The following is an 11,906-nucleotide window of genomic DNA, read 5'->3' on the forward strand; positions in this document are numbered from 1 at the left end:
CCCGTAGCTCGGCCTACGCGGGCTTGGGCGTTCGGAAAAGCGGTCGCGGTCGGAGCGTTCGAGTTAGTTCAGCGCGACGCCGTCCTCGGCCTCTAACAGCTCGTGGTATCGGTTTCGGATGGTGACCTCGCTGATGTTCGCGACGTCGCTGACGTCGCTCTGGGTCACCTTCTCGTTGACGAGCAGCGAGGCGGCGTAGACGGCGGCCGCCGCGAGCCCGACGGGCGACTTCCCCGAGTGGATCCCCTGTTCCTTCGCGGTGTCGAGCAGGGAGCGCGCCCGTCGCTCGGCCTCGTCGGAGAGGCCCAGGTCGGAGGCGAACCGGGGAACGTAGCTCTTCGGATCGGCGGGCTGGATCTCCAGCTTGAGCTCGCGGACGACGTAGCGGTAGGTTCGGGCGATCTCGTCCTTCTCGACGCGCGACACCGCCGCGATCTCGTCGAGGCTCCGCGGAGTCCCGGCCTGCCGGGCGGCGGCGTACAGCGACGACGTCGAGACGCCCTCGATGGAGCGACCGGGAAGCAGGTCCTCGTCGAGCGCGCGGCGGTAGATGACGGAGGCGGTCTCGCGGACGTTGTCCGGGAGGCCGAGCGCCGAGGCCATGCGGTCGATCTCGCCGAGCGCCTGCTTCAGGTTGCGCTCCTTGGAGTCGCGGGTGCGGAACCGCTCGTTCCAGGTGCGCAGCCGCTGCATCTTCTCGCGCTGGCGGCTGGACAGCGACTTGCCGTAGGCGTCCTTGTCCTGCCAGCCAATGTTCGTCGAGAGCCCCTTGTCGTGCATCATGTTCGTCGTCGGGGCGCCCACGCGCGACTTACTATCCTTCTCTTTCGAGTCGAACGCGCGCCACTCCGGCCCGCGATCGATCTCGTCTTCCTCGACGACGAGCCCGCAGTCGACGCAGACGGTCTCACCGTGTTCCGTGTCCGTCGCGAGTTGGCCGCTGCACTCCGGGCACCGCAGCTCTTCGTCGGCCGACTCGGTCTCGGACTCGGATTCGGTCTCGTCGATGTGCTCCGCCGTGTACGTTCGAACGTTTTCGCTCATTGGTTAGTTCAGGTGGAGGGAACGAGGGGACCGAGAGACGCGTCTCGGTTAGTCTCCTCACTACAATGTAGTCGGTGAAGACATTTAAAACCTTGGTCGACTTTCGGATCAGATAAAACCTGTTAGCGGCATTTACGACCCTCTGTTCCGCGATTATTGCCTGTTTTTTGGCCGGCCTTAAGCATGGCGCGATTTGAACGGTATCGACTACCATGCACCTATAAAGCTATTTCGCAGACCGAGCGGCGTCCCGATCGCTGGCCGGGGTTCCGCGAGGGCAACCGATTTGGGGGTCGCCCGAGCAGGTGTCGTATGCACCGCACGCGCCTCGACGACCGGCTCGGTGACCTCGAGACGGACGGCTACCTGATCGACGCCTCACAGGACGACGCCAATCAGCTGTACCTCTCCGGGTTCACCGGCCCCGACCCGTTCCTCACCCTGTACGCCGACGGCGAGGTCCACGTCCTCGTCGGCGGGCTGGAGTACGGGCGCGCTCGCACGGAGGCGACCGCCGACTCGGTCGAGCGCCACGCCGACTACGACTACGAGTACGGCGGCCGCGAGGCTCGAAACGACATGTACGCCCGATTCGTTCGCGACAAGGGCGTCGACTCCGTCTCGATGCCGCCGCGCGGACCGGTCGGCACCGCAGACGCGCTCCGCGAACGCGGGATCGAGGTCGCGGTCGACACCGACGACCGGATCCGCGATGTCCGGGCGGTGAAGACCGACGAGGAAGTCGACGCGATCCGCGAGGCTCAGCGCGCCAACGAAGCCGCGATGCGGGCCGCCGAGGAGCTGATCGCCGGCGCCGACGTCGCCGGCGACGCTGACGACACAGAGACGGGCGTCCTGCTTCACGACGGCGAGCCGCTCACCAGCGAGCGGGTGACCGAGGAGATCGAGGTGACGCTGCTGCGACACGGCTGTGCGCTCGACCAGACGATCGTCGCCGGCGGCGCGCAGGCCGCGGACCCCCACGACCGCGGGTCGGGACCGCTCCGGGCGAACGAGGCGATCATCGTCGACATCTTCCCGCGGTCGAAGGCGACGAAGTACAACGCCGACATGACTCGGACGTTCTGCGTCGGCGAGCCGAGCGAGACGCTCCGCGAGTGGTACGACCTCACCGAGCGCGCGCTCGACGCCGCCCTCGACGCGGTCGAGCCGGGCGCGACGGGGGAGGACGTGCACGCGGCGGCCTGCGAGGTGTACGAGGACGCCGGCGAGCCGACGTTTCGGACCGATCCCGAGACGGAGACGGGATTCATTCACTCCACCGGCCACGGGGTCGGCCTCGACGTCCACGAGTCCCCTCGACTCGCGAGCGGCGGGGAGGAGCTCGAGCCCGGCCACGTGATCACCGTCGAGCCCGGGCTCTACGACTCCACCGTGGGTGGCGTCCGGATCGAAGACATCGTCGTCGTCACCGAGGACGGCTACGAGAACCTCACTGAGTACCCGATCGTGTTCGAGATCTGACGACGCCCGAGAGCCGGCCCCGCCCGCCGCAACCGGAACCCCCTTTTTGTGCCCCGCTAAACGGCGGCCGTGAACTGGCGGTACAAACACACCGCGCTCGCGCTCTGTACGCTCGCGTTCACCTCGACGATGGTCGCTCGGGTGGTGATCAGCCCGTTGATCCCCCGGATCCGGCTGGAGTTCGGCGCCACGAACGCGACCGTCGGGCTGGGGCTGTCGGGGATGTGGCTCGCGTACGCGCTCGCGCAGTTTCCCTCCGGCGTGCTCGGCGATCGCTACGGCGAGCGCACCGTCATCCTGACCGCTATCGGCGCAACCGCGGTCGCCTCCCTGCTCATCGCTGTCTCTCCGTCGATAGTCGCGTTCATCGTCTTCACAGTCGTACTCGGCGCCGGCGCGGGGCTCCACTACTCGGTGGCGACCTCCTTCCTTACCCGGCAGTTCGACGACATCGGTCGCGCCATCGGCGTCCACGTCACCGGCGCCCCGGCCGCTGGGCTCGCCGCCCCGCCGGTGGCCGCGCTCGTCGGGTCGCGGTACAGTTGGCGCGCTGGCATCGCCCTCGGAGCCGCCGTCGCGGCCCCCGTGTTCGTCCTGTTCGCGTGGCGGGTGCGCCCCACTGAGCCGCTTCGTCCGGAGCAGGCCATGCGCGAGCGGTTCGCGGTCGGGCCGCTCACAGAGGTGCTCTCTCGCTCCCGCATCCTCTACACGACCGCGCTGGCGACGCTGGGCGCGTTCACGTGGCAGGCGACCGCGTCGTTTCTCCCGAGCTTCCTCGAGTTCGGAACGGGGCTCTCGACCGGGCTGTCGGCGCTGCTGTTCTCGCTGTACTTCCTCGTCCACGGCGCGTCACAGCCGGTTGCGGGGTCGATCTCCGACCGGATCGGCCGCGACGCGACCGTGATAGCGACGATGGCCGCCGGGGTCGTCGGCTACGGGCTGCTCGTCTCGGTGGCTGCGTTCGGGTTCGGACTCCCCGCCACCGTCGTCGGCGTCGGGTTCGTCGGCCTCGCGATGTCGTGGGGCGCGCCGCTGCAGTCGCGGTTCATGGACCTCCTCTCGGACGCCGAACGCGGGGCGGGGTTCGGGCTCGTTCGAACCGTCTACATGGTCGTCGGTGCGTCGGGGAGCGTCGTCGTCGGCGCGGTCTCCGACGTCGCCGGCTGGACGGTCGCGTTCGGGCTCCTCGCCGGCGTGATGGGGCTCGCGCTCGTCACGCTGGTGACGAACCGTGTGCTACGGCTCGGCTACTAGCGGTCCGACTCACCGGTTTAAAAGAGGTCTCGGTTGAAACCGAACCCGACTACAGCCGGTCGTCTTCGAGGCTCCCCGGGTCCTGCGCCGTGTCGAACATGTTGTTCTCGGCGCCGTCGAGCATCTCGTCGCGGGGGTCGTCGTCGACGACCGACACGTTGTACGCCTCGATGCCGGAGGCGATCAGGTCCTCTGCGGCCTGCTCCTCGGAGACGAACTCCTGGTCGGCGAGCTGCTGGAACTCGGCGTACACGTCGTCAGAGAGGTTCAGCTCGAAAGTGGGCATACGCACCCGTTCCGGCCGGACGCTTTTAAGCGTTCCCTCGTCGGAGACGACGGAGGCCCGGCCGAACCGGGACCGCGATCGCTCGGTTTTCACGTCGATGTTCCACGTCGTCGAGCGAGTGACCCCCGGAGCTTTGTGTCTGCCGTTCTATATTTGATTATGTACTCTTTGCGCGGCCGCACCGAGGCAGGTGTCGACGACCGTCGGCCGCAGGAGACAGATCGCTCGTGACTGGTGAGACGACGGACTTGTTCGGTCGGCTTCGCCGCTCACGGACCGCGTTGGTACTGTATTTTCGGCGGTTGTTGTCGCCGCCGCTTCCGGGAGACGGACTGCTGTTGTTCGGATTTCTCGAAGGCGTGATCGGGTGGGGACTCTCGTGGCTGCTCAGTCGGAACCCGAGCCTCGCTCCGTTCGGGTTGATCCAGTCGATCGTCGCCCTCTGGATCGTGTTGACTATCGGGATCGTCTTCTTCGGCGTGACGTACACGTCACCGACCGTGCGACGAAACCGCGTCTGGTTGTTCTGGGGGGGTCTGAACGTCGCTGCGACCCTCGTCAACGTCGCAGCCGTCGCCGGGGTCGTTCCGTCCGGCGTGCTGCAGTACGCGTACTGGCACCCGTGGCTGGCGGTGCTCGGGACCGGGTACCTCGTCACAGCGCTGTACAACTGGGAGAGCCCCCAGATACGCCGACAGGAGCGAATCGTTTACGCCGTTTCCGGCGTGGTGACGCTCGGTCTCCTCGCGGGGAGCCTCGGTCCGCTGCGCGCGTTCGTCACGCTGAACATCTTCGCGATCGGTGCGGCTGTTCACCTCGTTCCGATCGGCCACGACGTGCTTGCCGACGCGGTGCTTATCGCCCGTCGACAGTGACTCAACAGCTTACATCCGAACAACACCGACCGGCGGTTCGACGCAGATCACAAAATGTACGACACCATCCTCTTCCCGACGGACGGCAGCGAGGCGACGACCAGCGCAGCAAAACACGCGTTCAGCCACGCAGAGCGATACGACGCGGCGATACACGTGCTCTCGATCGTCGAACTCGCAAGCGGTCTGGGCACCGCCGGGCGTGACGAAGCGGAGCTCGACGAGCGACGAACCGAACGGGTGTCGGCGGCCGAAGAGATCATCTCGAAGACTGCGCCTGACGGCGTTGAAGCGACGATCGCCATCGAGGTCGGCAGTCCCGCGAGGGTGATCACGGAGTACGTCGATCAGAACGCGATCGACCTCGTCGTCATGAGCACGAAGGGTCGAAGCGGAGCGAAACGGTTCGTCTTCGGAAGCATCACCGACGAGGTGGTCCGACACGCGGACGCTCCCGTACTCGCGGTGCAGCGATAACGCGTCCGCCTACCGGCGACGCCGCCGCTTAGAGGTCCGACCACGCGCCGAGGAACCGCTGGACTGCAGTGAGGTGTCCCACGGCCGCGAACAGCGCGAGCAGGAGCCCGACGACGTTCAGGCCGGCGACGATCGGCGCGGCGTACACCGCGGCGACGACGCCGACGATCCCCATCAGCGCGAGCCGGTCAGCGCGGCCGAGCAGGCCGCCGTACTCGCGGCCGATGCCGACGGCCTGAATCTGGGTGCCCATGTACGAGGTCATCAGCACACCGGTCACCGCCGCGAAGCCGAGCGCGTACGCCCCGATCCCGACCGTGAACCCGGCGATCACCGCGATGTCGGCGTAGCGGTCGAGGACGTGATCGAGGAGGTCCCCGCCGTCGGAGGAGACTTCCAGGTGGCGGGCGAGCGCGCCGTCGACGAGGTCGAGCCAGCCGTTGAGCAGGACGAAGGCCGATCCGGCAATATAAAAGGCGGGTTCGCCGACCGCGAACGCGCCGGCGGCTGCGACAGCGGCGCCGAACGCGATGACGCTCACTTGGTCCGGCGAGAGCCCGAGTTTGGCCGCGGCTCGCACCCACGGCCCGAGCAGGCGGTCCGCGACCGAACGGTACTGGTCGAGGGTCATCTATCGATCCGACCGTCGCCGCGCGCTCATATATAATCCATGAAGTCGACGGTCCCCGCGCTCGGCTCGCGGTCCCCCTCGATCGCGTCTCGGAGCGCGGCGGCCACGGACTCCGGATCGCGGTCGGTGGTGTCGATCTCGTAGACGTTCTCCATGCCGTGTTCGCTGACCGCCTCGGAGAGGATCACGTCGAGCGCCTCGCTTTCGGCGTTCTCGCGAGCTTTGCGAGCGAGAGCTCGAGACGGTTCATCCGGCTCGGCGTTCTCGGTCGCCGTCGCATCTGACTCGCCGCGCTCGCGGAGCCGCGCTTCGATCGCCTCCGGGTGACACCGCAGGACGATCACGCGGTCGACGTCGAACCGGTGTGCGAGATGCGAATCGAGCACGCCGGACCAGTCGCCCAGGTGTTCGCGGACCGCGTCGAGGTCGGCGACGAGCGTGTCGCGGTCGGCGTCGCGCTCGGTCCAGAGGCCGTCGTCGCCCTTGATGCGCTCGTTGAGGTGGATCACATCGTACTCGTCTGCGAGCAGGTCCGTCGCCGTCGACTTGCCGGTCCCGGGGGTTCCGGTGACCGCGATGCGGAGTGCGTGGGAGCGCTCGGCGTCCGCTCCTGACTCCTCGCTCACGCCCGAACACCGAGCCCGAGGTCAGCGAGCGTCTCGTTGAGCCGCTCGATCGCCTCCCGCGTTTCCTCGCGCGTGCCGGTCGAGATCCGGACGTGGTTCGGCAGCCCGAACGAGGTGCAGTCGCGGATGATCACGCCGCGCTCCTGGGATTCCTCGGCGACCCGCTCCGCGTCGCCGACCTCGGCGAGTACGAAGTTCCCGGCCGATTCGACGGTCGGGGCGTCGAGCTCGTCCGCGATGTACTCGCGGGCCCAGCGCGCCGAATCGACCGACTCCGCGACGTGCTCCTCGTCGTCGAGGGCGGCGAGCGCGGCGCGGCACGCGAGTTCGTTCGCCGCGAACGGGGTGTTGACCCGGGCGTACGCCTCGCCCCACGCCTCCGGAACGACGCTGTACCCGATCCGGAGCCCGGCGAGGCCGTACGCCTTCGAGAACGTGCGGAGCACCGCCACGTCGTCGCGCTCGTCGACCAGCGGGATCGCGCTGTCGATCTCGGCGAACTCCCCGTACGCCTCGTCGACGACGACGAGCGTCTCCTCGGCGGTCGCGTCCGCGATCGCTCGGACCTCGTCGAGCGGCATGACCGAGCCCGAGGGGTTGTGCGGCGAGGTGAGGTAGACGATCCGCTCGCCGCCGTAGGCGGTCAGGACCGTCTCGGCGTCCTGCGCGAAGCCGTCGTCGGGGGAGAGCGCGTACGCCGACACCTCGCCGTGGTGGTACCGCGCGGACATCGCGTAGTAGGCGAAGCCGGGCTCCGGGACGAGGATCTCGTCTCCCGGCTCTAACGCGGCCCGCGAGAGGTAGTCGATCGAGCCGTCGGCGCCCGGCGAGACCCACACCTGCTCGGTCGACACGTCCCACTTCGCGGCCAGCTTGGCGGTGAGGTCGGTGTGGGAGGACTTCGGGTACTGGTGGACGCGGTCGGCGTGCTCGCGGATGGCTTCGACGGCCGCCGGGCTCGGACCGTGCGGGTTCTCGTTCGAGGAGAGCTTGATGAGGTCGTCGGGGTCGAGCCCGCGGTCGCGGGCGACCTCCTCGACGCCCCGACCCGGCACGTACGGCGAGTGATCGGAGAGATCCCGTGGATGCATGGGCAGTGATCCGGGCGCGGCGCTCTTAAGGGTGGCCGAAACGGGCCGCAGACGGGACGGGCCGCCGGCGCTCGCGACGCCTCAGTCGATCTCCGCCGCCCGACGCTCCGCCTCCGCGACGACGGACGGGCGGCCGGCGAAGTCGATCGCCACGCCGTCAGGCCCGTAGTCGACCTCGCGGACCTCGCCGCGGTCGTACGCCCACGAGAGCAGGGACTGCGTCTCGCCAGAGTTCGGCAGCCGCAGCGTCGTCTCCGCGGTCGGCAGCGCCTCGCGAACGGCGTCTCGAATCGGGTCGACCCCCTCGCCGGAGCGCGCACTCGCGGGGACGGGCGCTTCGAGCGCCTCGGCGACGGCGTACCCCTCCGCGGCGAGGTCCTCCGTCGCCGTCGTGAGCGCCTCGCGGCGGGCCCCCAGCCCGCGGTCGTCGAGCAGATCGGCCTTGTTCAGCACCGGGATCACCGGTCCGTCGGTCGCTTCGACGGCCGAGAGGACGGTTCGGACGCGGTCCCGAACCGTCTCGGGATCGTCGGCGGCGTCGATGACGAGCAGGGTCACGTCGGCGTCGCGGATCGCGTCGATCGTCGCCCCGAACGACCGGACGCTCCGATGCGGGAGCGCGTCCACGAACCCGACGGTGTCGGTGACGAGCGCGCGTCGCCCCCCGAGCGTCGCCCGTCGGGTGGTCACGTCGAGCGTCTCGAAGGGCCGGTCGGCGGCGGTGACGGTCTCGTCGATGTCGGCGTCGGTGACGGTCTCGTCGATGTCGGCGTCGGTGACGGTCTCGTCGATGTCGTCCGCGAGACGCCGGAGCAGCGCCGACTTGCCGGAGTTGGCGTACCCGGTCAGTGCGACCGCGTCGAACCCCTCCCGTCGGCGCTGTTCGCGGCGCTCGCTCCGGGTCTCGGTCACCTCGTCGAGGGCGCGTCGGACGTCGTCGATTCGCCGCTCCACGTCGACGACCCGCCGGTCGTCCTCGTTTTGGTGCTGGAGGTCGGTCGCGTAGTCTCGGGCGATGAGCTCCTGAAGCCGCGGTTTCAGGTACCGGAGGCGGGCGAGTTCGACCTGTAGCTCGGCGGCGCGGGAGCCGGTCCCCTCGGCGAACAGATCGAGGACCAACCGCGTACGGTCGATCGGTTCAACCCCGTCCGGAAGCAGGTCCGAGAGCGACGCCGTCTGGCCCGGAGAGAGCTCGCCGTCGTAGATCACGACGTCGACGGCCTCGGTCGACGCCCGGCGCATCAGCTCCTCGGCCTTCCCGCGCCCGAGCCCGTAGGTCGGGTCCTCGCGGCGCCGCTGGGTGACCTCGCCGACGACCTCGTAGCCCGCCGCGCGAGCGAGCTCACGGATTTCATCCGTATCGGGGCGGGCGTCGGCGTCGCGCGCGGCGATCAGCGCGCGGCCGGCGTCGGGGCGGTGCGTTCGGTCGTCGTCGGGATCGCTTCCCGTTCGCGGCTCGTCGTCAGATCGGTCGTCTCGTGACATTGTTTCGTCGGGCGCTCACATCGGCCCGGGGAGGTTCGTCACCGGGGGTCACGGCCTCGCGCCGACCGGTCGCCGACCGAGGCGCTCCGCGAGCAACCCCCAGAACGCACGGGGTCGTCGCGAGGGCCGCGATCAACGCGAGAACGAGATCGGTCTCACAAAATATCTATCGAACTCCCGATTTATAAGCGTTCACCGGAAACCCGGTCTGTGATCGGAAGGCGTTGGACCGGATATCGGGGGGCGCCCGCCGGGACGACGAGGTCGCGCTCCGCCCCTCAGGGAACGCGCACGTCGTGTTCGAGCGTCCCGACGCCCTCGACCTCGACCTCGACGGTGTCGCCGTCGGAGAGGGCGCCCACGCCCTCTGGCGTGCCAGTCGATATCACGTCGCCCGGTTCCAAGGTGAGGTAGGTCGTGATCTCCTCGATCAGTGTCGGGACGTCGAACATCAGGTACGAGCGGTCGCTCGACTGCTTCGTTTCGCCGTTGACCCGGAGTTCGACGCTCGCGTCGGCCGGGACCTCGTCGGGCGTCGCGAGGACCGGACCGAGCGGCGCGGCGCCGTCGAACGCCTTCCCGCGCACCCAGTTCTGCTCGCGGTCCTGGTCGTCGCGGTTCGACACGTCGTTCATGCAGGTGAACCCGGCGACGACGTCCATCGCGTCGTCAGCGTCGACGCTTTTGCACTGCTCGCCGATGACGACCGCGATCTCGGCCTCCCAGTCGATCTCGTCTTTTCCGGCGGGAACCGTGATCTCGTCGCCGTGGCTCGCCAGCGCGTTCGGCGGCTTTAAAAAGAGGAGCGGCCGGTCGGGAACCTCGCTGTCGCGCTCGGCGGCGTGGTCCGCGTAGTTGCGACCGATGCAGACGATCTTGCTCGGCTCCGCGGGCGGGAGTACGTCGATCGCGGGGTCGTCGAGGGCGTACTCCTCGCCCCCGAAGGCGACGGTGTCGGTCTCGGGGTCGTAAGTCCCTTCGCGGGTCGAGCCGGCCGGGTCGCGGAACCGTGCGTAGTGCATGGTTTCCAGATCGGACGGCCGCCCGAAAAGCGTTCCCGGAGAGGCAAGCCACGACGACGGTGGTCGCGGACCGAGCCGCTGACGGAGGATCTCTCTTCCGCGGCGTCGGTTTTTATTACGACTCGCTGAGACGATACGGACGTATGATGGAACTCACTTGGCACGGCCACTCGACGTGGCACGTCGTCGTCGACGACACGGAACTCCTGATCGATCCGCACTTCGACAACCCGAAGACCGACGTCGACCCGGAGGAACTCGACCCCGACTACCTCCTCTTGACCCACGGTCACGCGGACCACATCTCCGACGCCGACCGCTACGAGGGCGCGACCGTGGTCGCAACCCCGGAGCTGACTGGGTACGTCCAGGATAACTTCGGCCACGAGGACGCCGTCGGCGGCATGGGGATGAACATCGGCGGGACCGTCGAGTGCGGCGACGCGTGGGTGACGATGGTCCGCGCGGACCACTCGAACGGGATCGACACCGGCTACGGCACCTCCGCCGGGATGCCGGCCGGGTTCGTGATCGGCGACAAGAAGCCGACCCAAGAGCCCGACGCCGACTGCACGACGTTCTATCACGCGGGCGATACCGGACTGATGTCCGAGATGGTCGACGTGATCGCGCCGTACCTCGAACCCGACGCCGCCGCGCTGCCGACCGGCGACCACTTCACGATGGGACCGGCGGGCGCCGGCATCGCCGCCGACTGGGTGGGCGCCGACGTGGTGTTCCCGATGCACTACGACACGTTCCCGCCGATCGAGATCGACACGCGGGAGTTCGTCAACGAGGTGAAGGCCGCGGGCGCCGTGGCCGAGCCCGTCGTCCTCGAAGGCGACGAAACGTACGTGCTGGAGTAGAGGCCGGTCGGGTCGACGGCGGGCGTGGCCGGCGGTAATTGGCGAGTGCGCCGCCGATCGATACGCCCCGCTGCACACCGATGCCGATAACCTTTATCCTCGCGCGACCGAATCGGAGAACGACTATGGCAGACATCGAGACATCCACGGTTTCCGAAGAGGGCTACGCCTGCACGAGTCAGGTCGGCGAGTTCGACCTGCAGATCGACGCGACCGACGAGACGGGGCCGAACCCGAACGCCGCGCTTGTCGCGACGTACGCCTCCTGTTACCTCCCCGCGTTCCGCGTCGGCGGGAGCCAGCGCGGCGAGGAGGACCTCGGCAAGGTCCAGATCGACGCGAGCGCGGAGCTTGACGACGACGACGACCTCGAGGCGATCTCCTTCGACGTTCACGTCGAGGCCGACCTCGACGACGAGACGGCGGCCGACATCGCCGAGCGCGCCGAGGGCATCTGTCACGTCCACAGCGCGCTGCGCGACGAACTCCAGGCCGACATCAGCGTCTACCCCGGCGCGTTCTGAGTTGGGAGTTCGGCGCTCTGAGCGCCGTCTCAAACGGTCCATTCGATTTTTGTAGCTTTCGTTCCGACCGGTGACGCTCTCGCCTTCGACGCGAAGCCCGGCGTCTGTCCCGTCTGGTCATCCACTTATAAAAAAACAAGGAGAATACCTGACCCTTTAGGGTCAGGATGAATCCGACAACGCCTCCACAATCCACCATCGATGGCAGGGCCGGATATTCCACCGTTCTCAACCCGG

Annotated in this window: 13 protein-coding genes; 6 read left to right on the top strand and 7 right to left on the bottom strand. The window is 68.3% G+C overall.

Annotated features, from left to right (window positions below; genetic code table 11):
* Positions 1-63 precede the first annotated feature (63 nt).
* Positions 64-1,044 carry a transcription initiation factor IIB gene (locus ACNS88_RS14100; protein ID WP_435098958.1) on the bottom strand — a complete coding sequence of 327 codons (981 nt, stop codon included), beginning with the start codon at positions 1,042-1,044 and terminating at the stop codon, positions 64-66.
* 312 nt (positions 1,045-1,356) lie between these two features.
* On the opposite strand from ACNS88_RS14100, the gene ACNS88_RS14105 reads away from it, so the two are divergent.
* Positions 1,357-2,529 carry a M24 family metallopeptidase gene (locus ACNS88_RS14105; protein ID WP_435098960.1) on the top strand — a complete coding sequence of 391 codons (1,173 nt, stop codon included), beginning with the start codon at positions 1,357-1,359 and terminating at the stop codon, positions 2,527-2,529.
* Positions 2,530-2,598: 69 nt separating this feature from the next.
* Positions 2,599-3,783, top strand: a complete 1,185-nt coding sequence (locus tag ACNS88_RS14110; RefSeq protein WP_435098962.1) for an MFS transporter — start codon at positions 2,599-2,601, stop codon at positions 3,781-3,783.
* Between the two features lie 49 nt (positions 3,784-3,832).
* On the opposite strand, the gene ACNS88_RS14115 is transcribed toward ACNS88_RS14110, so the two are convergent.
* Positions 3,833-4,069 (bottom strand): DUF7120 family protein, encoded by a 237-nt coding sequence (locus tag ACNS88_RS14115; RefSeq protein WP_418285163.1) that lies wholly within the window; start codon positions 4,067-4,069, stop codon positions 3,833-3,835.
* Between the two features lie 227 nt (positions 4,070-4,296).
* Between ACNS88_RS14115 and ACNS88_RS14120 the strand changes: the two genes are divergently transcribed.
* The gene (locus tag ACNS88_RS14120) at positions 4,297-4,944 is read left to right on the top strand and encodes a hypothetical protein (protein ID WP_435098964.1); all 648 of its coding nucleotides are present in this window, start codon (positions 4,297-4,299) and stop codon (positions 4,942-4,944) included.
* A gap of 54 nt (positions 4,945-4,998) precedes the next feature.
* Positions 4,999-5,421 (top strand): universal stress protein, encoded by a 423-nt coding sequence (locus ACNS88_RS14125; RefSeq protein ID WP_435098966.1) that lies wholly within the window; start codon positions 4,999-5,001, stop codon positions 5,419-5,421.
* Between the two features lie 28 nt (positions 5,422-5,449).
* Here the strand turns inward: ACNS88_RS14125 and ACNS88_RS14130 are convergent, their stop codons facing one another.
* From ACNS88_RS14130 to ACNS88_RS14150, 5 genes are all read right to left on the bottom strand, one after another.
* A complete protein-coding gene (locus ACNS88_RS14130; RefSeq protein WP_435098968.1) occupies positions 5,450-6,052 on the bottom strand; it encodes a CDP-alcohol phosphatidyltransferase family protein in 603 nt (200 codons plus the stop codon).
* Between the two features lie 26 nt (positions 6,053-6,078).
* On the bottom strand, positions 6,079-6,678 hold the full coding sequence (locus ACNS88_RS14135; protein ID WP_435098970.1) for an adenylate kinase family protein: 600 nt from the start codon (positions 6,676-6,678) through the stop codon (positions 6,079-6,081).
* Positions 6,675-7,769, bottom strand: coding sequence for a histidinol-phosphate transaminase (gene hisC, locus ACNS88_RS14140; RefSeq protein WP_435098972.1), 1,095 nt, complete (start codon positions 7,767-7,769; stop codon positions 6,675-6,677). Before hisC ends, ACNS88_RS14135 begins: the two co-directional genes overlap by 4 nt.
* Before the next feature lie 81 nt (positions 7,770-7,850).
* Positions 7,851-9,254 (bottom strand): GTPase HflX, encoded by a 1,404-nt coding sequence (gene hflX / locus ACNS88_RS14145; RefSeq protein WP_435098974.1) that lies wholly within the window; start codon positions 9,252-9,254, stop codon positions 7,851-7,853.
* Between the two features lie 278 nt (positions 9,255-9,532).
* Positions 9,533-10,276, bottom strand: coding sequence for a fumarylacetoacetate hydrolase family protein (locus ACNS88_RS14150; RefSeq protein WP_435098976.1), 744 nt, complete (start codon positions 10,274-10,276; stop codon positions 9,533-9,535).
* A gap of 146 nt (positions 10,277-10,422) precedes the next feature.
* On the opposite strand from ACNS88_RS14150, the gene ACNS88_RS14155 reads away from it, so the two are divergent.
* Positions 10,423-11,145: a metal-dependent hydrolase gene (locus ACNS88_RS14155; protein ID WP_435098984.1), complete on the top strand. Its 723-nt coding sequence runs from the start codon at positions 10,423-10,425 to the stop codon at positions 11,143-11,145.
* 125 nt (positions 11,146-11,270) lie between these two features.
* Positions 11,271-11,669, top strand: coding sequence for an OsmC family protein (locus ACNS88_RS14160; protein ID WP_435098978.1), 399 nt, complete (start codon positions 11,271-11,273; stop codon positions 11,667-11,669).
* The last annotated feature ends 237 nt before the right edge of the window (positions 11,670-11,906 follow it).

The sequence above is a fragment of the Halorubrum shenae genome, from assembly GCF_051194165.1.
Classification (GTDB): Archaea; Halobacteriota; Halobacteria; order Halobacteriales; family Haloferacaceae; genus Halorubrum.

Bases quoted from the DNA above. Each gene is read 5' to 3' on its own strand.
- ACNS88_RS14100 (WP_435098958.1), bottom strand. From the start codon at position 1,044: ATGAGCGAAAACGTTCGAACGTACACGGCGGAGCACATCGACGAGACC.
- ACNS88_RS14105 (WP_435098960.1), top strand. From the start codon at position 1,357: ATGCACCGCACGCGCCTCGACGACCGGCTCGGTGACCTCGAGACGGAC.
- ACNS88_RS14115 (WP_418285163.1), bottom strand. From the start codon at position 4,069: ATGCCCACTTTCGAGCTGAACCTCTCTGACGACGTGTACGCCGAGTTC.
- ACNS88_RS14125 (WP_435098966.1), top strand. From the start codon at position 4,999: ATGTACGACACCATCCTCTTCCCGACGGACGGCAGCGAGGCGACGACC.
- ACNS88_RS14130 (WP_435098968.1), bottom strand. From the start codon at position 6,052: ATGACCCTCGACCAGTACCGTTCGGTCGCGGACCGCCTGCTCGGGCCG.
- hisC (WP_435098972.1), bottom strand. From the start codon at position 7,769: ATGCATCCACGGGATCTCTCCGATCACTCGCCGTACGTGCCGGGTCGG.
- hflX (WP_435098974.1), bottom strand. From the start codon at position 9,254: ATGTCACGAGACGACCGATCTGACGACGAGCCGCGAACGGGAAGCGAT.
- ACNS88_RS14150 (WP_435098976.1), bottom strand. From the start codon at position 10,276: ATGCACTACGCACGGTTCCGCGACCCGGCCGGCTCGACCCGCGAAGGG.
- ACNS88_RS14155 (WP_435098984.1), top strand. From the start codon at position 10,423: ATGGAACTCACTTGGCACGGCCACTCGACGTGGCACGTCGTCGTCGAC.
- ACNS88_RS14160 (WP_435098978.1), top strand. From the start codon at position 11,271: ATGGCAGACATCGAGACATCCACGGTTTCCGAAGAGGGCTACGCCTGC.